This is a genomic window from Nocardia exalbida NBRC 100660 (genome assembly GCF_000308575.1).
Taxonomy (GTDB): domain Bacteria; phylum Actinomycetota; class Actinomycetes; order Mycobacteriales; family Mycobacteriaceae; genus Nocardia; species Nocardia exalbida.
The window spans coordinates 40,288-64,219 of sequence record NZ_BAFZ01000056.1 but is presented as its reverse complement, the minus strand read 5'-3'; the positions used below and the strand labels follow the sequence as shown (position 1 = coordinate 64,219).

Here is a 23,932-nt window from a genome sequence, read left to right as displayed (position 1 = left end):
GTGCGTATGAACCGGAAGGCGACGCTGTCATGACGATCGCGGACATCACCACCCCCGACGCCACCGGGCGGGCGAGCGCTCCGGGGCACCGGCTCGGCGCCGAGCAGGTCACTCTCGGGTACGGCGACCGGGTGATCGTCGACGGGCTGAGCCTGACCATCACCCCCGGTGTGGTCACTACCGTCATCGGACCCAACGGATGCGGAAAGTCGACCCTGCTGCGTTCACTGGGCCGTCTGCTGCGCCCCCGAGAAGGGCGAGTCGTCTTGGACGGCAAGGCCATTTCGACGATGAAGACCAAGGACGTTGCTCGCGTCGTCGGCATGCTGCCCCAGTCGCCGGTCGCGCCGGAAGGACTCACCGTCGCCGATCTGGTCGCCCGCGGACGCCACCCGCACCAGTCCTGGTTCCGGCAATGGTCGGGGACGGACGAAACCGAGGTCACGACCGCGCTGGAACAAACCGGGATCGCCGACCTCGCCGACCGCGCGCTCGACGAGTTGTCCGGCGGGCAGCGCCAGCGCGCCTGGATCTCGATGGCGCTGGCCCAGGGCACCGACATCCTGCTGCTCGACGAGCCGACCACGTATCTGGATCTGGCGCACTCCATCGAGGTGCTCGACCTGGTGGACCGGTTGCACGCCGATCTCGGGCGCACCGTGGTCATGGTGCTGCACGATCTCAACCTCGCGATCCGCTACAGCGACCAGTTGGTCGTGATGCGCGAAGGGCGCGTCGTCGCCGCGGGCGCACCGGGCGAGGTGATATCGGTCGAGCTGCTGCGCGCGGTGTTCGATCTGGACGCGACGGTGCTGGAGGACCCGGTGTCGGCGCGCCCGATGATCGTGCCGATCGGGGCGCGGCATGTGCGCGGAAAGGTCGGCGGACCCACCGGTACGGGGGCCGAATCGGCGCCCTATGAGAAATGACACACCAGCTATTTCATGGTTACGACACCCTGTAGTACGCATCGGCGTCGTTGAGTACCTAAAATTGTGGGATGGCAGGTCTTGGTGAACTCGAGAAAGCGGTCATGGACCAGTTGTGGTCGGCCGACGAACCACAAACGGTCCGGCAGGTGCACGAGGCGCTCGCCGCACGCCGCGAGCTCGCGTACACCACGGTGATGACCGTGCTGCAACGCCTCGCGAAGAAGAACCTCGTGGTGCAGCGGCGCGACGACCGCGCGCACCGGTACGCGCCCGTGCACACCCGGGACGAACTGGTGGCCAGTCTGATGGTCGACGCCCTACAGCAGGCCGACGCGGCGGGCAGCCGCGCCGCCGCGCTGGTGCACTTCGTGGAGCAGGTCGGCAAGGACGAGGCTGCCGCCTTGCGCGAAGCACTCGCTAAGCTCGAAGCTACCGAGGACGAGGACTCGGCGCCGCCGCCGCAGTAGACTCCTCGGGCGCCCTGGCCCCACAACGCAGTGAGCTGAGTCGATGAACGCAACCGCGCCGGTCTTCGCCGGACTCGCATTGCTTCTCGCGGGGCCTGCCCCGGCCTTGCTCAGCCGGGCGACCTGGACATACCGGACGCCCCGCGCCGCGCTGGTGCTCTGGCAGGCCATCGCGCTCGCCGCCGTGCTCAGCGCCTTCGGCTCCGGGCTGGCCATCGCCGCCGAACTGCTCGTGCCCGGCCCCGACGGCCGCCCGACCACCGCGCCGACCCGGGAGATCGACGCGCTCGGCCTGCCGCTGTGGCTGGCCTACGTGTTCGTCTTCGCGCTGACCCTGCTGGTCGGCGCCCGGCTGATCTACGCGGTCATCCGGGTCGGCGTGCACACCCGCAGGCGACGGGCGCGCCACCGCATGCTCGTGGATCTGCTCGACCAGAGCGGTCCGCACCGGCGCGCGGCCGACATCCGGGTGCTGGCCGCGACCGAGCCCATCGCCTACTGCCTGCCCGGTCTGCGCCAGCGCGTCGTGCTCAGCGAGGGCACCCTGACCAATCTCGCCGACGCCGAGGTCACCGCCATCGTCAGCCACGAACGCTCGCACCTGCGGGCCAGGCACGATCTCGTGCTGGAGGCGTTCACGGCGGTGCACGAGGCGTTCCCGAGGGTGGTGCGCAGCAAGGCCGCGCTCGGCTCGGTCAAACTGCTCATCGAACTGCTCGCCGACGACTCGGCGGTCAAGGTCACCGGTCCGAAGCCGCTGGCCCGCGCCCTCGTCGCGTGCGCGAAATCCACCGCGCCGCAAGGCGCGCTCGCCGCGGGCGGCCCGACCACGCTCATCCGCATCCAGCGACTCAGCGAGCGGATCGGTGACATCCGCATCGCCACGGCCGCCTACCTCGGCTCGGCCGCAATACTGGTGGTGCCGACCCAGGCCGTGGCCGTACCCTGGCTCGTGGAACTGAGCCGCCTGTTCCACAGCTGACTCCCCGGCACGTATCCTGGAAACTCGGCCCGCCTCCGGTCGGCCGCACCCTCTCGCTCCACCCGGCGCGCGTCATAGCCCGCGCCCAGCGCGGTGAACCGCATCGTGCGCCGCTCTTCACCCCACCGAACAGCGCGTTCCGCTGGCACGCGCCGTGCGACGAAAGGCACATCCACCTCGTGACCCCCTCGACCACCGTCGCCGCCGCGCCCACCGCGACCTTCGCGGAACTGGGCCTGCCCGCCGTGCTCATCCAGGCACTGCGACGCGACGGCATCGAGACGCCGTTCCCGATCCAGGCCGCCACGGCGCCGGACGTCCTGGCAGGCAAGGACGTACTCGGCCGCGGGCCGACCGGTTCCGGAAAGACCTTGGCCTTCGGCCTCCCGATGCTCGCCCGCTTGATGGGCGCTTCGGCCAAGCCGGGCCGTCCACGCGGACTCGTGCTGGTGCCGACCCGCGAACTGGCCGCGCAGATCGAGCGAGCGCTCGACGAACCGGCGCTCGCGCTCGGCCTGCGGGTGGCCTCGGTGGTCGGCGGCGCCCCCATCAAGCGTCAAGCCGACCGGCTCGCCCGCGGCGTCGATCTGCTCATCGCCACGCCGGGGCGACTCGCCGACCTCATCGCGCAAGGGTCCGCCGACCTGTCCGAGGTGCTGATCACCGCCCTGGACGAGGCCGACCACATGGCCGACATGGGCTTCCTGCCGCAGGTGACCAAGTTGCTGGACCGCACACCGCGCGACGGCCAGCGCCTGCTGTTCTCCGCCACGCTGGACGGCGAGGTGGACAAACTGGTCAAGCGCTACCTGCGCGCCCCGGTCACGCACTCCACCGCACCGCCGTCGGCGGCGGTCAGCACGATGTCGCATCATCTGCTGTTCGTCGGTGACAAAGTGGCCAAACGGACAGTCGCCACCGAGATCGCTGCCCGCGACGGGCTGACCATCATGTTCGTGCGCACCAAGCACGGCGCCGACCGGCTCGCCAAGCAGCTGCGCGGCGCGGGCATCCCGGCGGGCGTGCTGCACGGCGGCAAGGCGCAGAACAACCGCACCCGCACCCTCGCCGCGTTCGCCGACGGTTCGGTGCCGGTACTGGTCACCACCGACGTCGCGGCACGCGGCATCCACGTGGACGGGATCTCCCTCGTCGTGCACGTCGATCCCCCGCCGGAGCCGAAGGCTTACCTGCACCGGGCCGGGCGCACCGCCCGCGCGGGCGAGGACGGCGTGGTCGTCACGCTGGTGATGGACGAAGAGCGCCGCGACGTCGAGACGATGGCCCGCAAGGCGGGCGTCGAGGTGGACGGTGTCGCGGTCCGGCCCGGCGACCGCACGCTGATCGAGATCACCGGCGCTCGCAAGCCATCCGGTATTCCGATCGCGGCGGCGGCCGCACCCGTGGCCGCCCCTGCCGCGGCCTCCGCGAAACCCGCTCGGCGCAAGCCGGGCAGGCGCGGTGAGCAGACCGCGGCCGGTGGCCGTGGCGCCGGTGCGGCGAAGCAATCCGGGAGCCGATCGGCCGCCGGGACGGGGCGTGGTGGCGAGGCGGTCACCGCGCCCGCGCGCCGCCGAGGCACCGCGAAGGTCACCGTGAGCAACCCCGTGGGGCGCGGCGCTGGCTCGGCCAAGGGCACTGCCACCCGCAATTCCGGCGCGACAAGCGGGTTCTCCGGCCGCACCGCGGCTTCCGCGTCCGGCGACACGGCGGGCCGGACGCGGCGACGCGCCGTACGAGCCCAGCAGTCTCCCGCTAGAGGCAATCGCACAGCAAACTAGTCGGGTGTCGACTCATCCGGCAGCCGCCGTTCTCTGCGCCCTGCTCGCCGCACTGCTGTTCGCGGTGGCCGCGGTCGCGCAGCAGAGCGCGGCGTCCGTGGTCCCGGAGAGCGAGTCCCTGGTCCGCTCGCTGCTGCGCACCCCCCGCTGGTGGGGCGGCGTCGTCGGCGACGCGGGCGGATACGCCATGCAGGTCGCCGCGCTCGCCTTGGGCGCGGTCCTGCTGGTGCAGCCGATCCTGGTGAGCGCGCTGGTGTTCGCGCTGCCGCTGTCGGCCCGGCTGAACGACCGTCGCGTGGCGCCGCGCACGTGGGCGACCGCGCTCGCGCTGACCGCCGCGCTGGCCTGCTTCGTGCTCGTCGGTGATCCGACCGAGGGAAATATCAATGCGCCACTGCGACACTGGGTTCTGCCGCTGGGCCTTCTGGTCGGCCTGATCGCCGCCGCCACGGCCGCCGGGATCGCCGCGCGCAGGCCCACGTGGCGCGCGCTGCTGCTCGGCGCCGCGAGCGGCTCGCTCTACGGGCTGGCCGCCGCGCTCACCGACTACGTCACCGGCCTGTTCGAACACGGTCTCGTGGACGTGCTCGGCGGTTGGCAGACCTGGGCGCTGATCGCGGCCGGCGTCACCGGCGTCTATCTGCAGCAGCGCGCCTATCAAGTCGGGCCGTTGACCGCTTCGCTGCCCGCCGTCTCGGTCGCCGAGCCACTGGCCGCGGCGTTCCTCGGCATCGCCGTGCTCGACGAGCGGTTGCGTGCGGACACCGCCGGACTGTTGGTCACCGCCGGTGCGGTGCTCGTCATGGTGGTCACCACCATCGCGCTGTCCCGCTCCGAAGCCACCGTCTGAAGCCGCGGCCGGAGGATCGGCCCGCGCGAAAGACCCCGGCCGGGGTTCGGAAACGTGCCGCGCCCTGAGCCAGGGCAGCGCTACGAAGCGGCCGCGTCCTACCCCGCCCGATACCACTCCCCCGCGTTCGCCCGAGATCGCCGGGAAATGCGGCAGCACCTCCGGGAGAACGGCGCGCTCCGGTCGGCGCGCGGATATCATCGGTCGAGTGCGCTTTCTCCCCGGTCATCAGCCGCCGTACGACCTGACCTACGACGACATCTTCCTCGTCCCGAACCGGACGGACGTCGCGTCGCGCTTCGATGTCGATCTCTCGACGTCCGACGGGTCGGGCACCACCATCCCCATCGTCGTGGCCAACATGACCGCGGTCGCCGGGCGCAGAATGGCCGAGACGGTGGCCCGGCGCGGCGGTATCGTCGTGCTTCCGCAGGACCTCCCGATCACCGCGGCCGCCGACACCATCGCGTTCGTCAAGAGCCGCTCGCTCACCGCCGACACCCCCGTCACCCTCGACCCCGACCGCTCGGTCTCCGAGGCGATCGCCCTGATGCACAAGCGTGCGCACGGCGCGGTCGTGGTGGTCGACGGCGGACGCCCGGTCGGCGTGGTGACCGAGGCCGCCTGCGCCGACGTCGACCGCTTCGCCCGGCTCCGTGAGGTCGCGGCCACCGATTTCGTGCGGGCCCCCGCGAGCACCACCCCGCGCGACCTGTTCGACCTGCTGCACGCCGAGCACGCCGATTTCGCCGTGCTCACCGCCGAGGACGGCACCCTGGCCGGGGTGCTGACCCGCACCGGCGCCCTGCGCGCGGGCATCTACCAGCCCGCCGTCGACGCCGGGGGCAGGCTGCGCGTCGCGGCCGCGGTAGGCATCAACGGCGATGTGGCCGCGAAGGCCAAGTCCCTCGTGGATTCGGGCGCCGACCTGCTCGTCATCGACACCGCACACGGCCACCAGGCCAAGATGCTCGAAACGCTCTCCGCCGTGCGCGATCTCGGGCTCGGCGTCCCGCTGGCGGCGGGCAACGTCGTCTCCGCCGAGGGCACTCGGGATCTCGCGGAGGCGGGCGCGGACATCATCAAGGTCGGTGTCGGGCCCGGCGCCATGTGCACCACCAGGATGATGACCGGCGTCGGCCGCCCGCAGTTCTCCGCGGTGGCCGAATGCTCCACCGCCGCCAGGGAACTCGGCGTGCACGTCTGGGCCGACGGCGGCGTGCGCCATCCCCGCGACGTGGCGCTCGCACTGGCCGCGGGGGCATCCAACGTGATGATCGGCTCCTGGTTCGCAGGCACCTACGAATCCCCCGGTGACCTGCGCGTCGATCGCGACGGCAACGCGTACAAGGAGAGCTTCGGCATGGCGTCCAAGCGGGCCGTCGCCGCCCGCACCGCCTCCGACAGCGAATTCGACCGGGCGCGTAAGGCGCTGTTCGAAGAAGGCATCTCCAGTTCCCGGATGCGGCTGGACCCCGAGCGTCCCGGCGTCGAGGACCTCCTCGATCACATCTGCTCGGGCGTGCGCAGCGCGTGCACCTACGCGGGCGCGCGAACGCTCACCGAATTCCACGAGAAGGCCGTACTCGGCGTGCAGTCCGCCGCCGGGTTCGCCGAAGGCCGCCCGCTGCCCGGCGGTTGGTGAGCGCCGACACGCGCATCGCACCGGCACCGGCACCGGCCCACGCCGCTTCGCGCGTGGGCCGGTAGCATGGTGGTTGCCGGCCACCGGCACCACGACACATTCGCGAAAGGATCCAGTTGTCACCCGCGTCCGAGGGCGCCGCACAGGAGGGCTCCTCTACCGAGCCGGGTGACCGACCCGGCGTCCTCCTCCCCGCAGTAGTCCCATTCCTCCCAGGCCGTCTCGCAGCACCGTGCAGGTGGTGCTGACGATGTCGATCGCGCTCACCGCGCTCAGCCTGATCGGGTTCATCGCACTCACCGCGGGCACGGCCCTGTTCGTCGCCGCGGAATTCTCCCTCACCGCGCTGGAGCGCAGTACGGTCGAGGCGCACGCCCGCACCGGCGACGTCCGCGCCCGCATGGTCCGCAAGGCGCATCGCACCCTGTCGTTCCAGCTGTCGGGCGCCCAGCTCGGGATCACCATCACCACGCTGATCACCGGCTACATCGCCGAGCCGGTGCTGGCCAGGCTGCTGAATCCGCTGTTCGCCGCCGCCGGGCTGAGCGAAGCCGCCGCGAGCGGTCTGGCCCTGACGCTGGCGCTGATCCTGGCCACCTCGCTGTCGATGATCTACGGCGAGCTGGTGCCCAAGAACATCGCCATCGCCAAGCCACTGGGCACCGCACGCGTCACGGCCGGACCGATGATCGCCTTCTCGGTGGTGTTCAAGTGGATGATCCATTTCCTCAACGGCACCGCCAACTGGGTCGTCCGCAGGCTCGGCGTCGAACCCGCCGAGGAGTTGCGCTCGGCCCGCTCGCCGCAGGAACTCGGCTCCCTGGTGCGCACCTCCGCCCTGCGCGGCGCGCTCGACCAGCCCACCGCCCAGGTGATGGACCGTTCCCTGCAGTTCGGCGAGCGCAGCGCCGAGGAACTGATGACCCCGCGGGTGAAGATCGAAGCATTGGACAAGGACGACACCATCGCCGACCTGATCGACGCGGCAGGCCGCACCGGCTACTCGCGCTTTCCGGTGATCGACGGCGACCTCGACAACACCCTCGGCTTCGTGCACGTCAAGCAGGCCTTCACCCGCCCGGTGCACGCGCGCCGGACGATCCCCCTGCACCGGCTCGCCCAGCCGGTCCCGATCGTGCCGGCCAGCTTGGACGGCGACGAGGTGCTCGAACGCGTCCGCGCCGACGGCATGCAGGTCGCCCTCGTCGTGGACGAGTACGGCGGCACCGCGGGCATGGTCACCATGGAGGACATCATCGAGGAGATCCTCGGTGACGTCCGCGACGAGCACGACGAGGAGGAGCGCGACGTGCGGCGCGTCTCCGACGGCTGGGACTGCTCGGGCCTGCTGCGCATCGACGAGGTCTCCCGGGCCACCGGATACGACGCCCCCGAGGGCGAGTACGAGACCCTGGGCGGCCTCGTGCTGACCAGGCTCGGCCGCATCCCGGTGACGGGTGACGAGGTCGTGTTGCCGAATCCTCGCTCGCAGCAGTGGACGACGGCCGACAGCCCCGACGCGGGCGGCTGGATCGCGCGGGTGGAGCGCATGGACGGACGGCGCATCGACCGGGTCCGGTTGATCCCGGTCGACGCCGACGCCCTCGCGACCAAGGAGCACAGCCATGGGTGACCTGCTCGGCGTCCTGCTCACCGTGGTGCTGCTGGGCGGCAACGCCTTCTTCGTCGCGGCCGAGTTCGCGCTCATCTCCGCCCGCCGCGACCGATTGGAAGCGCTCGCCGCACAGGGCAAGCGCAACGCGAACACCGTCATCCGGGCGGGCGAGAACCTCTCGATGATGCTCGCGGCCGCGCAGCTGGGCATCACCATCTGCTCGATCCTGCTCGGCCGCGTCGGCGAACCCGCCTTCGCCCACCTGCTGGAAGGTCCGTTCGAGCTGCTCGGCCTGCCCGAACAGCTGCTGCACCCGGTGGCGTTCGCCGTCGCGCTGACCATCGTGGTCATCCTGCACATCCTGTTCGGCGAGATGATCCCGAAGAACATCGCGCTGGCCGGACCGGAACGCAGCGCGCTGTTGCTGGTGCCGTTGCACCTGATGTGGCTGCGGCTGGCCCGCCCGCTCATCGCGCTGTACAACCTGGCCGCCAATCTGTCGCTGCGCCTGCTGCGGATCGAGCCGAAGGACGAACTCGAGGCCACCGTCTCGACGGTCGAACTGGCCGAGATGATCGGTGAGTCCCGCTCCGAGGGGCTGCTCGACGAGGAGGAGCACCGCCGTCTCACCCAGGCCCTCGGCACCAGCGACCGCGTGGTCGCCGACGTGATGGTGCCTCTTGACGCGACCCGATCGATCCCGCTGCGCGGTAACGGGACCACGCTCGGGGACATCGAGTCCGCCGTCGCCGAGACCGGCTTCTCCCGCTTCCCGGTGCGGGCGAGCGACGGCTCACTGGTCGGGTACCTGCACGTCAAGGACGTGCTCGACAAGGTCGCCGACGAGAGCGCCGGTCCGGGGACGCCGATCCCGCGCACCGACATCCGCCCGCTGCCGACGGTCGGCATGAAGACCACGCTCTACGAGGCGCTCGCCCGGCTGCGCCGCACCAACAGCCATCTCGGCCGCGTGGTCGACGACCGGGGCAACACCACCGGGATCGTCGCCCTGGAGGACTTGGTCGAGGAGTTCGTCGGCACCGTCCGAGACGGAACGCACCGGGTAGGCGAATGACGGTCGGCAGCACCGGCGCGCGCGAGGTGCGGTGATCATGCGGGTGTTGTCCGGTGCGCGGTGGCGGGCATCCGCCGCCGCGCACCGGGCCCGGCTGGACGATCTGGTCGGGCCCTATCTCGAACGGCGGGCACAAGGGTCCTCGCACCCGGTGATCGACTTCTTGTTCACCTACTACGGACACAAACCCGCCCAATTACGGCGCTGGCATCCGGGATACGGCATCGGCCTGGCGGATGCCGCCGAGTACGACGGCGCCCGTGGGTATCACCGTGCCGACGAAGCGACCGGCTCGACAACCGGCGATCCCGCCGGTCGGAGCGTCTACACGGCCGATCCCGCCTACCTGGTCAAACGCAGGGACACCGTCGCGTTCGTCGCGAAACTGCTGCGCGCCACCGCGTCCCGCCCCGCCCAGCTGTCCTGTTTCGGCCTGCACGAATGGGCCATGGTGTATCGGACCGACGATATCCGCCACCAGAAGGTGCCACTGCGACTCGGGCGCGCGGGCACCGACGCGGTGGTCGACTCGATGTCGCTGCGGTGCACGCATTTCGACGCCTACCGCTTCTTCACCCCGGACGCCGTCGGCCGCAATGCCGAGCCGCTCACCCGCGACGACCAGATCCACCGCGAACAGCCGGGCTGTCTGCACGCGAACATGGACCTGTACAAGTGGGGCTTCAAGCTGGTCCCGTTGATCTCTTCGGAGTTGTTGCTGGATTGCTTCGAGTCGGCTTGCGCCGCACGCGAACTCGACATGCGCGCCAGCCCCTACGACCTGTCCGAGTTCGGCTACGACCCGGTGCGCATCGAGACGCCCGCCGGACGAGCCGAGTACGTCCGCGCCCAGTCCGCGCTGGCCGAACGCGCCGCCGAACTGCGCCGAACCTTTCTGAGCGTCTGCGACGAACTGCTGGCATCCGACGCTGTCGCAGAAGAGTACACGGAATCGATCCACCCGCGCTGACGCCGCCGCAGCCCACCGGAAAACTTCCCGGATCCGTGCGGATTCGACGAAACCCTCCTCGGAAGTTACCGCTGATTACTACCATTCAGTCAGTTCAGTGCTGACTGTCCCAGTCACTCTGGTAGCCAAGCTCGACGACGAAGTTGGGGGTCGCGAGGATGCGCCCGCTGGCCAGGCTGTGCCGTACCAAACCGCTCGCTCTGCTCACCATCGGCATGGTCACGGCCGTGCTGCTGCCCGCCAGCGCCGCGGCCGATCCGCCTTCGGAGATCCGGAACGCCGTCCAGGAGTTCCTCGACGTCGGGCGCACCTCGGTGCCCCGCGCCGACTGCGGACCGGGCGCCGCACCCGAGAACGGCCTGCAAGGCGATGTCACCGCCGCCGACCGCGACAGTGGACGCAGCACGCAGGGCTACCGGTGCAATATCTCGTTCGTCGGCGGCTATGCGGGCCGCGGTGCGGGCATCACCTCCACCAGCTTCGAGCACTGCGCCTATCTCGGCTCGTTCTTCCCCGGCGACCTGATCGGCGAGGCGCGCGGCGTCCAGGTGCTCGACGTGTCCGATCCGGCGCATCCGCGCCCGACCATGACGCTGACCGAGCCCGCCATGCTCGCGGGCACCTGGGAGAGCCTCAAGGTCAACACCGAGCGCAAACTGCTGGTCGGTACGGGTGTGCCGGTCGGTGAGGGCGTGGGCTACCTGTCGGTCTACGACGTCTCCGATTGCGCGCATCCGCGACTGCTCAATCCCGGCCCTGGGACGAATCTGCTGATGCCGCTGCCGATCACCACGCACGAAGGCGGCTTCTCCCCCGACGGCAACACGTACTGGGCTTCGGGAATCGCGCCCGGATTCGTCAGCGCAGTCGACCTGACCGACCCGACGAACCCGCGCGTCGTCTGGCAGGGACTGACCGGCATCGAGGCACACGGCTTCGGCATCAGCCCCGACGGCAACCGGATGTATATCTCCGCGCTCGGCGGCTTCACCGTCCTCGACATCAGCGCGGTGCAGCGCCGCGACCCGAACCCGCAGGTGCACCACCTCGGCCGGACGTTCTGGACGGACGGCTGGGCGACCCAGCACAGTGTCCCGGTCAGCTACGACGGCAAACCCTACCTCTACACCGTCGACGAGGGCGGTTCCGGCGGCGTCAAACTCATCGACATCTCCGACGAGACCGCGCCCGAGGTGGTCGGCAAGATCAAGCTCGAGATCAACCTGCCCCAGCATCTCGACAGCAATATCGGCTCCTCCATGGGCGGTTCCGCCTTCGCCTACGAATCGCACTACTGCGCAGCGGACCGGCAGGCGAACCCGACCGCCCTGGCCTGCGGGTGGATCTCCTCGGGCATCCGGGTCTTCGACATCCGCGATCCCTACGCCATCCGCGAGATCGCCTACTACAACCCGCCCGCCCGCACCGGGCAGAACCTGAGCCTGTGGAACTCGCCGCACGCGCTCGCCTCGATCATCGGCGTTCCGCTGATGAGCGCGCCGTCGGCGCTGCGCGCCGTGCTGGAGGGAGAGTTCGATCCGCTGGATGCCACCACCGCGCGCACCGGTCGCCTCGCCTTCGGCGACGTGTCCACCGACTGGTGTCTCTCGCCGCCGGAATGGCGCGGCACGCAACTCTACGTCGCGTGCTCGGACAACGGATTCATGGTGCTGCAACTGGACGACGAGGTGTATTCGCCACCGCCGGACCAGCACTCGATCGTCGGATCGTAGCGATGCGGTACTGGACGCACGTCGCGGCCCTGGCGTCGGCGGCCTTCGCGCTGCTCGTGCTCGGCGCCGCGCTGCGCCCCGCGATCTTTCCGGAAGGCCGGTCCGCGACACCGATTCTCACCGACGTGGAGATCGGCTTCGTCCAGGACATGACCACCCATCACCAGCAAGCGCTGCTCATGGTGCAGCGGCTGGATCGCTCGGTCGATCCGGCGATCGCCCGGCTGGCCGAGCAGCTCGACCGCACCCAGCGCCTGGAGATCGGCACCATGCTCGGCTGGCTGCGCCTGGCGGACGCGGCCCCCGGCTCGACGCATCCGATGGCGTGGATGCACACCGCGGGCGCGTCAGCGCATCGGCATCCGACAGCGCACAGCGCCGCCGCCCCGCCCATGCCGGGGATGGCGAGCACGGCGGAATTGGACACCTTGGCGTCGGCGCGCGGCCGCGACGCGGAAATCCTGTTCCTGCAGTTGATGCTTCGCCATCACCAGGGGGGTATCGCGATGGCCGAGGCCGCCGACGGTCTGCTGCGTTCCGGGCCGGTCAAGGAGATCGCCCGGTCCATGATCCACGGTCAGGGTCAGGAAGCGGGGGTGATGGGCATGCTGCTCGCCCAGCGCGGGGCTCCGGTACTGCCGTGACCGTCGGTCACAACGCCACATGCAACCCGAAACCGCTCGTCCCCCGCGCCTCACGCCCCGGCTCGAGGCGCCTCGACCTGCGCGGAAGCGGACGGACTGCCGCGATGGCGAATGTCCTGGCGGGGCGTCTCGCCGCCCACGAGGCCGCGGGCGATCTCGTTCGCTCCTCGGTGACCGGATCGAGATCCGCGAAGCATCCGGGGGCGCCCACGCCCGACATGGTGCGCATCCGCGGGCGGCATCGCCACGCACCCGGTCGGCCTCGGCCAGTTCCCCCATCAGCACGGTTGCGAGCGGGCGGCGGGCGAGATCGACGACGTGTGCCCGGATCACGCGGCGCGCCGGAACGGCTGGTCGTGGGCGATCGGCAAGATCATCCTCGCCGTCGGCGTGACAGATTGCCCGGAGACCATCCGGCGACGCCGGGACGGTATGGTCGGCTGAGCCGGGTCATGATCGTCGGCCGGGAGAGGTTGGGCAGCGGATGATTCGGACGGATGCGTTCACGGTGCCGGGTCACGTGCGTGGCTATCCGGGAGTGGCGTTCGGCGGGTACGTGGCGGGCCTGCTCGCCGCAGCGAGCGGCGCCACGCAGGTGCGCGTCGACTTCCGGCGCGCAGTTTCCGTCGATACCCCGGTCGTACTGGCCGCCGACGGTTCGGGCGGCGCGTCGCTCACCGATCAGGAAGGCACGGTGCTCGCCGAGGCCTCCGAGTCTATGGTGACGGTGACGCCGCGGCCCGCGCCCGCTTGGGCGGAGGCACGGGCGGCGACTGCGACCGCCGACGTGCTGCGCAAGATGAGCCACTGCTACGGCTGCGGAGCCGCTTGCGCACCCGGCCGAGGCTTGCGCCTGTCGCCCTGGGCCATGTCCACCCACGACATGGTCGTCGCCGCCTGGACACCCGATCCCCTGCTCGGCGGACCCGACGGCTTCCTCTCCACCGAGAACGTCTGGGCCGCGCTGGATTGCCCCGGCGGCTGGGCCGCGATGGCCCTGCGTGACCTGCGCCCGGGAGCGGTCACCGCCGCCCTCACCGCCACCCAGTTCGAACCGGTCCGCGCCGGCGATTCCTACCTCTCCTACGGCTGGCCGATCTCCGCGACCGGCCGGAAACACACCGTCGGCGTGGCATTGGCCCGCACCGACGGCACGCTCTGCGCCCTCGCCGAAGCCCTCTGGATCGAGCCCCGCCAGCCGCTGCCGTTCGAATGGTGATCCACCCCACCCTGACCTGTCGGTGGCTATCGGTAACGTCCGCGCCACGCCCTGGTCGGTACACGAAGTCCTCATCGAATTGGTCCGCCGTAGACCGACTTTGGTCGCCGAACTGCTCACTTCCACGCTCGGCCTGGCACTTCCCGAGTTCGATCACGCCCGCGTCGACTCCGGCGACCTACCGGACATCGAGCCGACCGAGTATCGCGCGGACCTGGTCGTCACCCTCACCGACGCCGATGTCCCGGTTCTCGGCATCGTCGTGGAGGTGCAAATGGAGATGCTGATGACGACCGACACGTCCCCGTACTACAGCCAGTACTTCAAGCAGTTGTACGCCGACGGCATGGCCGAAGGCGAAGCCATCGGCGAGGCAAAGGGCGAGGCCAAGGCGTTGCTCACCATGCTCGGTGCCCGCGGATTCGACGTCCCCGCGGGACTCACCGCCGAGATCGAGGCCTGCACCGATCATGCGCGCCTCACCGAGTGGATCACCCGTGCCGCCACGGCGAGCACGCTCGAGGAGATCTTCGGCGGCCGGACTCAGTGAGTGTCGACGAAGCGGTACCACTGGCCGTCGAAAGCGGAGTACTCGATGCCGTTGGTGGCGGGCGGGCCGAGGTGTGGTGGGGTGGCCGGGTCGCGGAAGAAAGCGAAGCCTTCCGAATTCGAGTCGCCCGCCTGGGTGTAGAACAGGCAGCCGCCGTCACGGGGCGTGACGAAGGTGATGGTGTAGACGCCGAGGCGGGTGCGCTGGCCGGGGTGGGCACAGTCGACGGCCTGGTCTTCGAGAATGCCGCGAGACAACCGCCAGCCGGTGTCCTCCGGGACGTCGTAAAGTATCAGCGCCACCAGGACGCCGATCAGCACGGGCGAGGCGAGGCTGTAGAAGAAGGCCCGGTAGCGCAGCAGGCCGAGCAGCCCGAACAGGACGGCGATTCCGCCGAGCACGCCGAGGACCACCCACAGCACGACGAGGGTGGGAAACGTTCCCTCCGCGGCGAGTTGCCAGAACAGCGCCGCGCAACAGAGCGCGACCAGGGCGGTCAGCAGCCCCATCCACAGCACGAACCAACGAGGAATACGCGACCGGGTGCGCACGGAGCCTGCGGAGTTCACGTGTTCAAGATACGAGGGGCAGGAGCTTCGCGCGCGGGATCGGTGCCGAAACCGCCCGGCCCCCTGACGATCCCCATGACGGGGAAGCCGCGATGAGCGCAACGGATATCCTGCGGCACCGGTGCACGTCCAATTCGAGAATCCGCGCGCGAGAGTTCCTGCGATCCCGGTGCGGCCATGTCCGCCGAATTCGTACAGCCGAGGCTTACCCGCGTCCGCGGACAGTGGATCCTCAGTGTGAAAACAAACATTCCGGAACGTTTTCCGATTCCCTCCCGAACCGGAAAATCCCCCGGCCAGCGCCAGCTGACCAGGGGATTCGCTACTCGAAACAGATCGTGCACCGCACGCTCACAGCGGCGGGAAGCCCGCCGATCCGGTGGCCATCCAATTCCAGAACATCGCCGCGCGATTGGCGAGCAATGCCACGATGTCGAGCACAACGCTTCCCATGAATCTTCCTCACAAATCGAACGATCTCGTGCGACACCCAGGGTAACGGACCGATAAACGGGAGTCGAAACTCCGACCGCCGCGAAAGCGCGAATCCCCCGGCCGCCGGGGCCGGGGGATTCGCGACAGGTGGGACTAGACGCAGGCCAGCGCCTTGGCCTCACGGCGACGGCGGTGCAGGATCGGCTCGGTGTACCCGTTGGGCTGCTTGGTGCCCTCCAGGATCAGCTCCTTGGCCGCCTGGAACGCGATGCTGCCCGCGAAGTCCGGCGCCATCGCCCGGTAGCTCGGGTCGCCGGCGTTCTGCCGGTCCACGACCGGGGCCATCCGCTCCAGGCTGGCCACCACCTCGTCGGCGGTGACGATGCCGTGGCGCAGCCAGTTGGCCATCAGCTGGCTGGAGATGCGCAGGGTCGCACGGTCTTCCATGAGCGCGACGTCCTTGATGTCGGGCACCTTGGAGCAACCGACGCCCTGGTCGATCCAGCGCACCACGTAACCGAGGATGGACTGGGAGTTGTTGTCCAGCTCCTGGCGCTTCTCCTCGTCGGTCCAGTTCGGCGCGGCGGCCAGCGGGATCTCCAGGATCTCGTCGACGGTGGCACGGCGACCGCCCTTCGCGATCTCCTGCTGCCGCTTGAACACGTCGACCAGGTGGTAGTGCGTCGCGTGCAGGGTGGCGGCGGTCGGCGAGGGAACCCACGCGGTATTGGCACCCGCGCGCGGGTGGCCGATCTTCTGGGTGAGCATGTCGGCCATCAGGTCCGGCATGGCCCACATGCCCTTGCCGATCTGCGCCTTGCCGGGCAGGCCCGCCGCGAGACCGGTGTCGACGTTCCAGTCCTCGTAGGACAGGATCCACTGCTGGGACTTCATGTCGGCCTTGCGAACCATCGGCCCGGCCTCCATGGAGGTGTGGATCTCGTCGCCGGTGCGGTCCAGGAAGCCGGTGTTGATGAACACCACCCGCTCGGCGGCGGCCTGGATGCAGGCCTTCAGGTTCACCGTGGTCCGGCGCTCCTCGTCCATGATGCCGACCTTGAGCGTGTTGCGCGCCAGCCCGAGCACGTCCTCGATCCGGCCGAACAGCTCGTTGGTGAACGCGACCTCGTCCGGACCGTGCATCTTCGGCTTCACGATGTAGACCGAGCCGGTGCGGCTGTTCTTCAGCTTCGCGTCGTCGGCCAGGCTGTGCTTGGCGATCAGCGAGGTGATCAGCCCGTCCATGATGCCCTCGGGCACCTCGTTGCCTTCGGCGTCCAGGATCGCGTCGGAGGTCATCAGGTGACCGACGTTGCGCACGAACAGCAGTGAACGGCCGTGCAGCGCCAGTTCGCCGCCGTCCAGCGCGGTGTACACGCGGTCGGGGTTCATGGTGCGGGTGAAGGTCTTCTCACCCTTGCTGACCTTCTCCGCGAGGTCGCCCTTCATCAGGCCGAGCCAGTTGTGGTAGCACAGCACCTTGTCCTCGGCGTCCACCGCGGCGACCGAGTCCTCGAAGTCCATGATCGTGGTGACCGCGGACTCCAGCACGACGTCCTTGACGCCCGCGGTGTCGGTGCTGCCGATCGGCGACTGCGGGTCGATCTGGATCTCGATGTGCAAACCGTTGTGCTTCAGCAGCACCGAACTCGGCGATTCCGGGTCACCCAGGTAACCGACCAGCTGCGAGGCGTCGGCCAGGCCGATGCTGGTGCCGTCCTCCAGGCCGACCTCCAGTTCGCCGTCCACGATCTTGTAGGACGTCGAGCCGATGTGCGAGCCGGTGATGAGGGTGACCGAGTCGTCGAGGAAGTTGCGCGCCCACTCGATGACCTTGTCGCCGCGCACCTTGTTGTAGCCGGTGCCCTTCTCCGCGCCGTTGGCCTCGGAGATGGCGTCGGTGCCGTAGAGCGCGTCGTACAGCGAGCCCCAGCGGGCGTTGGCGGCGTTGATCGCGAAGCGCGCGTTCATCACCGGCACCACGAGCTGCGGGCCCGCGGTGACGGCGATCTCGTCGTCCACGTTCTGCGTGGTGATCCGGAAATCGGCGGGCTCGGGGCGCAGGTAGCCGATCTCGGTCAGGAAGTTCTTGTAGGCGGCCTTGTCGTAGTTCACGCCGGGGTGCTCGGCGTGCCACGCGTCGACCTTGCCCTGGATCTCGTCGCGTTCGGCCAGCAGAGCGCGGTTGCGCGGAGCGAGATCGTTGATGACCTGCTCGGCGCCGGCCCAGAACGCGGCGGAATCCACGCCGGAACCGGGGAGCGCCTCGTTCTCGACGAACTCGTGGAGAACGCGTGCCACCTGGAGCCCGCCGACCTGAATCCGCTCTGTCATCTACTGCCTCACTTCCGAGAAAGCCGAGTGGGAAAACAGTGCCATGTTACCCGTGGGTAGTTGTGTCGCCGCGCGCCGGGTCGCTGTGGGCACTGTGCCCGAATGCATCCGCCACACCGAATGAGCAGGTCTTCCACCCGGCGGGTCGTCGAGCCGTCGACGGTCGGCCGGACAGCCCCTTGATCGTAACCCGCGACCGATTTAATGTACTGATCGGAACATTTCATGGCAGGCAGGAGTTCGAGTGCCACTCACCGACAAGGTCGCCGTCGTCACCGGCGGTAGCCGAGGCCTGGGTAAGCAGATGGTGCTGGCGTTCGCGGAGGCCGGCGCCGACGTGGTGATCGCGAGCCGCAAGCTGGACGGGTGCGCCGCGCTCGCGCAGGAGGTGACGCGGCGGTTCGGGCGCCGCGCCCTGCCGGTGGCCTGCAACGTCAGCGACTGGTCGCAGTGCGACGCCCTGGTGGAGACCGTCTACGGCGCGTTCGGCCGGGTGGACGTGCTGGTCAACAACGCGGGACTCTCGCCGCTGTACCCGAGCCTGGACCAGGTCACCGAGGAGTTGTTCGACAAGGTCATCGGGGTGAACCTCAAAGGTCCGTTCCGGCTGTCGGCCCTGATCGGCAGCCGCATGGCGGCCGACGGCGGCGGCTCGATCATCAACGTCTCCTCGATCGAGGCGACCAGACCGGAGCCCTTCGCGGTCCCGTACTCGGCGGCCAAGGCGGGACTCAACGCCCTGACCGGCGGGCTGGCCCAGATGTTCGCGCCGACCGTGCGCGTCAACACCATCCAGTGCGGCCCCTTCGACACCGATATCGCCACGGCGTGGCCCGATGAGCTGCGCGCGGAACTCACCAGACACAACGCGCTGCGCAGAGTCGGCAAGCCGGAGGAGATCGTCGGGGCGGCGCTGTTCTTCGCCACCGAAGCCTCGGCGTTCTGCACCGGCGCCACCCTCGCGATCGACGGAGGCTGGCGATGAAGGCATTGACTTACGAAGGCCCGCAGCAGATCTCGTATCAGGATCGGCCCGACCCGGTCCTGCCGGGACCGGACGGCGCGATCGTCCGGGTCACCGCGGCCGGCATCTGCGGCAGTGATCTGCACATCTACGCCGGACACGGATTCGTCGCCGGCTCCGGTTACGGCGTCGGGCACGAAGCGGTCGGCGAGATCGTGGAACTGGGGCCGCACGCCCGGGGGTTCGCCGTCGGCGACCGCGTGCTGGTCGCCGCCTCGGCGGGCTGCGACGGCTGCGCGCAGTGCCGCTCCGGGATCGTCACCGCGTGCGAGCGCCACCCGCTCCCGGTCGACGCCTGCTATGGGCTCGGCGGCTCGCTGGCGGGATGTCAGGCCCAGTTGCTCGCCGTACCGCACGCCGGGGGCAATCTGGCGAAGCTGCCCGACGAGGTGAGCGACACCGCCGCCGTGGTGCTCACCGACAACGCCCCCACCGCGTGGTACGGAGCCCGGCGCGCCCGGATCGCCCCGGGCGACACCGTGGTGGTGATCGGGCTCGGTCCGGTCGGTCTCATGGCGGTGCAGTCCGCCTTCGCGATGGGTGCGGCCCGGGTGCTCGGCGTCGACCTGCTCGCCGAACGCCGCGAGCGCGCCGCCGCGCTGGGCGCCGAGCCGGTCGAATCGGACGATCCGAAGCAGGCGATCCGCGAAACACTGCGCGGCGGAGCGGATGTCGCGATCGAGGCGGTCGGCGCCGACGAAACCGTCAAGCTGGCGATCAGCGCCGTCGGGCACGGTGGCCGGGTCAGCGTGATCGGTGTGAGCCACAACCGCGCCTTCCCGTTCCACTTGATGGCGGCCCAGGTGAAGGACCTCGAATTCCACATCGGGCTGTGCGCGATCCAGTACGAACTGCCCGCGCTGCTGAGACTCACCGCGGGCGGCAGGCTGCGGCCCGAGGCCGTGGTCACCCACCACCTGCCCATGTCCGAGGGTCCCGACGCCTACCGGATGTTCGCCGAGCGGGCCGACGGGGTGGGCAAGATCGTTCTGGACCCGTCGAGATGACCCCGCCTTCGCGCAGGCGCGGCCGCCCGCCCGCCGCCGAATCGACGGCGAGCGACACCAGGGCGCGGATCGTGCGTGCGGCGATCGACCTGTTCGCCGAGCAGGGTTTTCACGGCACCGGCGTGGCCGAAATCGGTGATCGGGCCGACGTGCAGCGCGGCGCGCTGTACTACCACATCGGTTCCAAGGAGGAACTGCTCTGGCAGATTCTGCGCGACTACATCCAGCTGATGCTGGTCGAGGCAGAGCAGATCTCCGACGGTCCCGACGATCCGGTCACCAAGCTGCGCAAGATGATTCACAGTCATGTGCGGCTGATCGTCCGCCATCAGCGCGAGGTGGCCATCCAGCTGCGCGACGTCGGCGCGCTCACGGGCGAGCGCGCCGCGCAGCTACAGGAGCTGCGCGACCGGGTGCAGCACTGCTGGCAGCGCGTCATCGACGCCGGTCACGCGGAAGGGCTGCTGCGCACCGGCGACCACGTGGTCACCAACAGCATGCTCGGCATGCTGAACATGGTCTCGTTCTGGTACCGCCCGCACGGCGACCGCTCCCCCGGCGAGATCGCCGCCATCCTCGCGACCACTTTGCTCGACGGCGTGGTGACCGGCACCGCGCCAGACACGAAAGGCTGACCATGGCTTGGGATTTCGAGACCGACCCGGAGTACCAGCGGAAGCTGGACTGGGCGGCGGAGTTCGTCCGCACCGAGGTGGAGCCGCTGGACCTGCTCTACCCCAACCCATACGACCGCACCGACCGTGAGGCCATGGCACTGATGCGGCCACTGAAGGAGCAGGTCAAGGAGCAGGGCCTGTGGGCCTGCCACCTCGGGCCGGAACTGGGCGGCCCCGGTTTCGGGCAGATGAAGCTCGCCCTGCTCAACGAGGTGCTCGGCACGTCGGTGTGGGCGCCGTCGGTATTCGGCTGCCAGGCACCGGATTCCGGCAACGCGGAGATCCTCGCCCACTACGGCACGCCGGAGCAGAAGAAGACCTATCTCGAGCCGCTGCTGGCCGGGGAGATCGGCTCGTGCTACGTGATGACCGAGCCGACCGGCGGCTCGGACCCGACGCTGTTCCGCACCCGCGCGGTGCGCGACGGCGACCACTGGGTGATCAACGGCGAGAAGTGGTTCAACTCCAACGCGCAGTTCGCCGCCTTCCACATCGTCATGGTGGTGACCGATCCGGAGGTGAGCCCGTACCGGGGCATGTCGATGTTCATCGTGCCCGCCGACGCCCCGGGGTTGGAGATCGTGAAGAACTATCACGTCGCCGGATTCAGCGAGCACGAAGGCCATCTGCGGTTCACCGACGTCCGCGTGCCCGCCGACCACCTGCTCGGGGCGGAGGGCCAGGGCTTCGTCGTCGCGCAGACGCGACTGGGCGGCGGGCGCGTGCATCACGCGATGCGCACGGTCGCCATGGTCCGCAAGGCGTTCGACATGATGGCCGAGCGAGCGGTGTCGCGTCCGATGCGCGGCGGCCCGCTGGCCGGATTGCAGATGACCCAGGAACGCATCGCCGACAGCTGGATCGAGATGGAGCAGTTCCGGCTGCTGGTGCTGCGCACGGCCTGGCGCATCGACAAGGAGCAGGACTACCGGAAGGTGCGCAAGGACATCGCCGCGATCAAGGTCGCCATGCCCAAGGTGATGCACGACATCGCCCAGCGCGCGCTGCACCTGCACGGCGCGCTCGGCGTCAGCCAGGACATGCCGTTCATCGACATGCTCGGCTACGCCGAGGTGATGGCCATCGCCGACGGACCCACCGAAGTACACAAGATCACCCTCGCGAAGGAGGTCTTGAAGGACTACGCCCCGGCGGATCCGGTGTACCCGAGCGGATACCGGCCCGCGCTGCGCGAGAAGGCGCGCGAACTGGTCGCCCAGCGTCTCGAGCACATCGTCGGGAACCTCTGAGCGAGGTGCGCGGGGCGGTGTCCGAGTTCAGGACGCGCGCTGGGCGGCCGCGTCCACATGCGAGGTGTCCGCGTACCCGGCTACGGGACTGAGCCGCAGGACCGACGGCATCCGGCGGATGAGCGCGGGCGGGCCGGTGAACGCCACCCGGCCCGTCCGCAGCGCGTGCGCCAGTGGCAGCCGTCCCAGCCACGCTGATCGCGACGTCCACGAGCGTGGAAGTCGTCATGGCATCTCGGGAACATCACCACGGACTGGATCGCCCGCGCGCGCCACGTCGGCGAGACCCTGCGTCCCGGGGTCGGACGACGCCTGTCCATTCCGTCGACGCCGTCGCCACTCGCCTCCATAATCGATGGGGGCGAGAACCCTCGCGCAGTGAACCGGCCTTTCCGGCCACACGACGACGCTCCGAGGAGAAGCCATGGTGTCCGCACGCGGTATCGCACGATCGCCGATCACCTGGGCCGTCGCCGTGCTGCTGGTGGCGGGGCTGGGCGTAGGACTGGCCGTGTTCCAGCCGTGGCGGCTGTTCACCGATACCACCGTGCAGGAGGCGGCGCCGTCGGTCACCGCTGCGCCGGGTCCGGGCGGCACGCAAGCGCAGCCGCAGGCCATCGCCCGTGGCACGTTCGTCTCGCAGGAGCACGCCACCTCGGGCGGCGTCGTTGTCTTGCGGCTGCCCGACGGCAGCAGGGTGCTGCGAGTGGAGGACCTCGACACCTCCGACGGCCCCGACCTGCACGTCTGGCTCACCGACGCGCCGGTGCGCGAGGGCCGCGACGGATGGTTCGTCTTCGACGACGGCATCCACACCGACCTGGGCAAACTCAAGGGCAATCAGGGCAACCAGAACTACCCCGTCCCCGCCGATGCCGACCTGGCCCAGCTGACCAGCGTCGCGATCTGGTGCGACCGGTTCAACGTCTCCTTCGGCGCGGCCGAACTGCGACCGGCCTGAGCCCGGCCCGCCGGCCGCACCGCCGAAAAATGACCCGACAACGGCGGGTGCGCTGTGCCACCATGTGTTTCGACACCGACCACCGCCTCGAGGTGGTCGCCGAGCAGTGGAGAGGAGGGGCGGCAGTGAATCCGGAAACGACGAAGCGAATGCGGACCAGGGCGGCGGCGCGATCGGCGGCCGCGGGCGATGCGTTCGGCGGGCCGTTGCGCGCATCGCACGGCGAACCGGACGTCAGCCGCCTCCAGATCGCCGGCTGACCGCCGCATTCCTCTCCCCGCTTCATTTCGCACGAAACATGGTGATTCCCATGACGTTCCGCCGTGCCGCCGATCAGGCGGCGATAACCGCCGACAACTGGATACACACCGCGGTCCTCGTCCTGAACGCCTCCTACGAGGCGCTCGACGAGATCAAGGCCGACCGGGCCGTGGTGCTCCTGGTCGCCGGAGCCGCGGAATCGGTGGCCGAGCGCGAGCCGCACTTCCCGATCCGGTCACGGCACGTGGAAATCGCTCTGCCGCAGACGATTCGGCTGCTGCGCTACGTCTACCTGGAACACACTGTGCCGGCGCACGACGAGAGCAGGGCCACGCCGGCCGGCGTGCTGCGCCGCGACCGGAACCGGTGCGGCTACTGCGCCGGGTGGGCGCGCACCGTCGACCACATCCGGCCGCGGTCGCGGGGCGGACCGAACACCTGGAGCAACCTCGTGGCCTGCTGCGCACCGTGCAACACGGCCAAGGCCGACCGCACCCCGCAGGAGGCGGGCATGCGCCTGCTCTGGGAGCCGAAGGCCCCCACCCATCAGGTCAGGCAACAGCGCCGGATCTGGAGACAACTCGCCGCGACCTGACCGCGACCCGAGAAAGGAGAAGAACGCGATGACGCGCACCGAGACCACCGCCGTCGCGGAGTTGACCCTGACCGATCTGCTCCCGCTCTCGGACTCCCGAGGGTGGAACCGGGCGGCCTGCCGCGGCGACCCGAACCACGAAGCCTGGTTCCCGTACCCGTCGCAAGACTTCGACTACGCGCGCGGAGTCTGCGCCCGCTGCCCGATCCGGGACGCGTGTGGCGAATTCGCCGCGCGCACCGGGCAGTCCGGCGTCTGGGGCGGCCACGAGTTCGACCGCGGACGCGTGATCCGCCACTGAGGTCGCGCCGTCGCGCCTTTCCGGTGCGACGGCGGACTGCCGTGTCCCTCGTGCC

Annotated in this window: 22 protein-coding genes; 20 read left to right on the top strand and 2 right to left on the bottom strand. The window is 69.7% G+C overall.

Annotated elements, in window-relative coordinates; genetic code table 11:
* The first annotated feature begins 29 nt into the window (after positions 1-29).
* The 13 genes from ON29_RS13065 (at position 30) to ON29_RS34690 (ending at position 14,463) form a co-directional block, all read left to right on the top strand.
* Entirely contained in the window at positions 30-929 is a 900-nt protein-coding gene (locus ON29_RS13065; RefSeq protein WP_051175151.1) for an ABC transporter ATP-binding protein, read from the top strand.
* A gap of 71 nt (positions 930-1,000) precedes the next feature.
* The gene (locus ON29_RS13060; protein WP_040866505.1) at positions 1,001-1,399 is read left to right on the top strand and encodes a BlaI/MecI/CopY family transcriptional regulator; all 399 of its coding nucleotides are present in this window, start codon (positions 1,001-1,003) and stop codon (positions 1,397-1,399) included.
* A gap of 43 nt (positions 1,400-1,442) precedes the next feature.
* Positions 1,443-2,381, top strand: coding sequence for a M56 family metallopeptidase (locus ON29_RS13055; protein WP_040866504.1), 939 nt, complete (start codon positions 1,443-1,445; stop codon positions 2,379-2,381).
* 179 nt (positions 2,382-2,560) lie between these two features.
* On the top strand, positions 2,561-4,162 hold the full coding sequence (locus ON29_RS13050) for a DEAD/DEAH box helicase (RefSeq protein WP_040866503.1): 1,602 nt from the start codon (positions 2,561-2,563) through the stop codon (positions 4,160-4,162).
* A gap of 4 nt (positions 4,163-4,166) precedes the next feature.
* Positions 4,167-5,012 carry a DMT family transporter gene (locus ON29_RS13045; protein ID WP_040866502.1) on the top strand — a complete coding sequence of 282 codons (846 nt, stop codon included), beginning with the start codon at positions 4,167-4,169 and terminating at the stop codon, positions 5,010-5,012.
* A 208-nt stretch (positions 5,013-5,220) separates the two neighbouring features.
* The gene (locus tag ON29_RS13040; protein WP_040866501.1) at positions 5,221-6,657 is read left to right on the top strand and encodes a GuaB1 family IMP dehydrogenase-related protein; all 1,437 of its coding nucleotides are present in this window, start codon (positions 5,221-5,223) and stop codon (positions 6,655-6,657) included.
* 250 nt (positions 6,658-6,907) lie between these two features.
* On the top strand, positions 6,908-8,290 hold the full coding sequence (locus tag ON29_RS13035) for a hemolysin family protein (RefSeq protein ID WP_040866519.1): 1,383 nt from the start codon (positions 6,908-6,910) through the stop codon (positions 8,288-8,290).
* Positions 8,283-9,347 (top strand): hemolysin family protein, encoded by a 1,065-nt coding sequence (locus ON29_RS13030; RefSeq protein ID WP_040866500.1) that lies wholly within the window; start codon positions 8,283-8,285, stop codon positions 9,345-9,347. Before ON29_RS13035 ends, ON29_RS13030 begins: the two co-directional genes overlap by 8 nt.
* 37 nt (positions 9,348-9,384) lie before the next feature.
* Positions 9,385-10,317 carry a hypothetical protein gene (locus tag ON29_RS13025; RefSeq protein WP_051175154.1) on the top strand — a complete coding sequence of 311 codons (933 nt, stop codon included), beginning with the start codon at positions 9,385-9,387 and terminating at the stop codon, positions 10,315-10,317.
* A gap of 158 nt (positions 10,318-10,475) precedes the next feature.
* Entirely contained in the window at positions 10,476-12,050 is a 1,575-nt protein-coding gene (locus ON29_RS13020) for an LVIVD repeat-containing protein (protein WP_040866499.1), read from the top strand.
* A gap of 2 nt (positions 12,051-12,052) precedes the next feature.
* On the top strand, positions 12,053-12,694 hold the full coding sequence (locus tag ON29_RS13015; RefSeq protein WP_040866498.1) for a DUF305 domain-containing protein: 642 nt from the start codon (positions 12,053-12,055) through the stop codon (positions 12,692-12,694).
* A 484-nt stretch (positions 12,695-13,178) separates the two neighbouring features.
* A complete protein-coding gene (locus tag ON29_RS13010; RefSeq protein WP_040866497.1) occupies positions 13,179-13,913 on the top strand; it encodes a PaaI family thioesterase in 735 nt (244 codons plus the stop codon).
* A 22-nt stretch (positions 13,914-13,935) separates the two neighbouring features.
* The gene (locus tag ON29_RS34690) at positions 13,936-14,463 is read left to right on the top strand and encodes a hypothetical protein (RefSeq protein ID WP_157172763.1); all 528 of its coding nucleotides are present in this window, start codon (positions 13,936-13,938) and stop codon (positions 14,461-14,463) included.
* Here the strand turns inward: ON29_RS34690 and ON29_RS13000 are convergent.
* The gene (locus ON29_RS13000) at positions 14,457-15,032 is read right to left on the bottom strand and encodes a hypothetical protein (RefSeq protein ID WP_157172762.1); all 576 of its coding nucleotides are present in this window, start codon (positions 15,030-15,032) and stop codon (positions 14,457-14,459) included. The two genes, ON29_RS34690 and ON29_RS13000, sit on opposite strands and share 7 nt — an antisense overlap.
* Before the next feature lie 588 nt (positions 15,033-15,620).
* The gene (locus ON29_RS12995; protein ID WP_040866495.1) at positions 15,621-17,801 is read right to left on the bottom strand and encodes a malate synthase G; all 2,181 of its coding nucleotides are present in this window, start codon (positions 17,799-17,801) and stop codon (positions 15,621-15,623) included.
* Positions 17,802-18,045: 244 nt separating this feature from the next.
* Here ON29_RS12995 and ON29_RS12990 point away from each other — a divergent pair, with 244 nt between their 5' ends.
* The 7 genes from ON29_RS12990 (at position 18,046) to ON29_RS12955 (ending at position 23,877) form a co-directional block, all read left to right on the top strand.
* Positions 18,046-18,786 (top strand): SDR family NAD(P)-dependent oxidoreductase, encoded by a 741-nt coding sequence (locus ON29_RS12990; protein WP_040866494.1) that lies wholly within the window; start codon positions 18,046-18,048, stop codon positions 18,784-18,786.
* On the top strand, positions 18,783-19,832 hold the full coding sequence (locus tag ON29_RS12985; protein ID WP_040866493.1) for a zinc-binding dehydrogenase: 1,050 nt from the start codon (positions 18,783-18,785) through the stop codon (positions 19,830-19,832). Before ON29_RS12990 ends, ON29_RS12985 begins: the two co-directional genes overlap by 4 nt.
* Positions 19,829-20,467 (top strand): TetR/AcrR family transcriptional regulator, encoded by a 639-nt coding sequence (locus tag ON29_RS12980; RefSeq protein WP_040866492.1) that lies wholly within the window; start codon positions 19,829-19,831, stop codon positions 20,465-20,467. Before ON29_RS12985 ends, ON29_RS12980 begins: the two co-directional genes overlap by 4 nt.
* 2 nt (positions 20,468-20,469) lie before the next feature.
* Positions 20,470-21,759, top strand: a complete 1,290-nt coding sequence (locus ON29_RS12975; protein ID WP_040866491.1) for an acyl-CoA dehydrogenase family protein — start codon at positions 20,470-20,472, stop codon at positions 21,757-21,759.
* Positions 21,760-22,183: 424 nt separating this feature from the next.
* Positions 22,184-22,720: a DM13 domain-containing protein gene (locus tag ON29_RS12970; RefSeq protein WP_040866490.1), complete on the top strand. Its 537-nt coding sequence runs from the start codon at positions 22,184-22,186 to the stop codon at positions 22,718-22,720.
* A gap of 310 nt (positions 22,721-23,030) precedes the next feature.
* Positions 23,031-23,576: an HNH endonuclease gene (locus ON29_RS12960; protein ID WP_040866516.1), complete on the top strand. Its 546-nt coding sequence runs from the start codon at positions 23,031-23,033 to the stop codon at positions 23,574-23,576.
* Between the two features lie 28 nt (positions 23,577-23,604).
* On the top strand, positions 23,605-23,877 hold the full coding sequence (locus ON29_RS12955; protein ID WP_040866488.1) for a WhiB family transcriptional regulator: 273 nt from the start codon (positions 23,605-23,607) through the stop codon (positions 23,875-23,877).
* Positions 23,878-23,932 lie beyond the last annotated feature (55 nt).

What these genes read in the sequence shown, in the direction of transcription:
- ON29_RS12955 (WP_040866488.1), top strand. Translation starts at nt 23,605, where the DNA reads ATGACGCGCACCGAGACCACCGCCGTCGCGGAGTTGACCCTGACCGAT.
- ON29_RS12970 (WP_040866490.1), top strand. Translation starts at nt 22,184, where the DNA reads ATGGTGTCCGCACGCGGTATCGCACGATCGCCGATCACCTGGGCCGTC.
- ON29_RS12975 (WP_040866491.1), top strand. Translation starts at nt 20,470, where the DNA reads ATGGCTTGGGATTTCGAGACCGACCCGGAGTACCAGCGGAAGCTGGAC.
- ON29_RS13025 (WP_051175154.1), top strand. Translation starts at nt 9,385, where the DNA reads ATGCGGGTGTTGTCCGGTGCGCGGTGGCGGGCATCCGCCGCCGCGCAC.
- ON29_RS13010 (WP_040866497.1), top strand. Translation starts at nt 13,179, where the DNA reads ATGATTCGGACGGATGCGTTCACGGTGCCGGGTCACGTGCGTGGCTAT.
- ON29_RS12985 (WP_040866493.1), top strand. Translation starts at nt 18,783, where the DNA reads ATGAAGGCATTGACTTACGAAGGCCCGCAGCAGATCTCGTATCAGGAT.
- ON29_RS13035 (WP_040866519.1), top strand. Translation starts at nt 6,908, where the DNA reads ATGTCGATCGCGCTCACCGCGCTCAGCCTGATCGGGTTCATCGCACTC.
- ON29_RS13015 (WP_040866498.1), top strand. Translation starts at nt 12,053, where the DNA reads ATGCGGTACTGGACGCACGTCGCGGCCCTGGCGTCGGCGGCCTTCGCG.
- ON29_RS13060 (WP_040866505.1), top strand. Translation starts at nt 1,001, where the DNA reads ATGGCAGGTCTTGGTGAACTCGAGAAAGCGGTCATGGACCAGTTGTGG.
- ON29_RS13020 (WP_040866499.1), top strand. Translation starts at nt 10,476, where the DNA reads ATGCGCCCGCTGGCCAGGCTGTGCCGTACCAAACCGCTCGCTCTGCTC.
- ON29_RS12980 (WP_040866492.1), top strand. Translation starts at nt 19,829, where the DNA reads ATGACCCCGCCTTCGCGCAGGCGCGGCCGCCCGCCCGCCGCCGAATCG.
- ON29_RS13030 (WP_040866500.1), top strand. Translation starts at nt 8,283, where the DNA reads ATGGGTGACCTGCTCGGCGTCCTGCTCACCGTGGTGCTGCTGGGCGGC.
- ON29_RS12960 (WP_040866516.1), top strand. Translation starts at nt 23,031, where the DNA reads ATGACGTTCCGCCGTGCCGCCGATCAGGCGGCGATAACCGCCGACAAC.
- ON29_RS13065 (WP_051175151.1), top strand. Translation starts at nt 30, where the DNA reads ATGACGATCGCGGACATCACCACCCCCGACGCCACCGGGCGGGCGAGC.
- ON29_RS13055 (WP_040866504.1), top strand. Translation starts at nt 1,443, where the DNA reads ATGAACGCAACCGCGCCGGTCTTCGCCGGACTCGCATTGCTTCTCGCG.
- ON29_RS12995 (WP_040866495.1), bottom strand. Translation starts at nt 17,801, where the DNA reads ATGACAGAGCGGATTCAGGTCGGCGGGCTCCAGGTGGCACGCGTTCTC.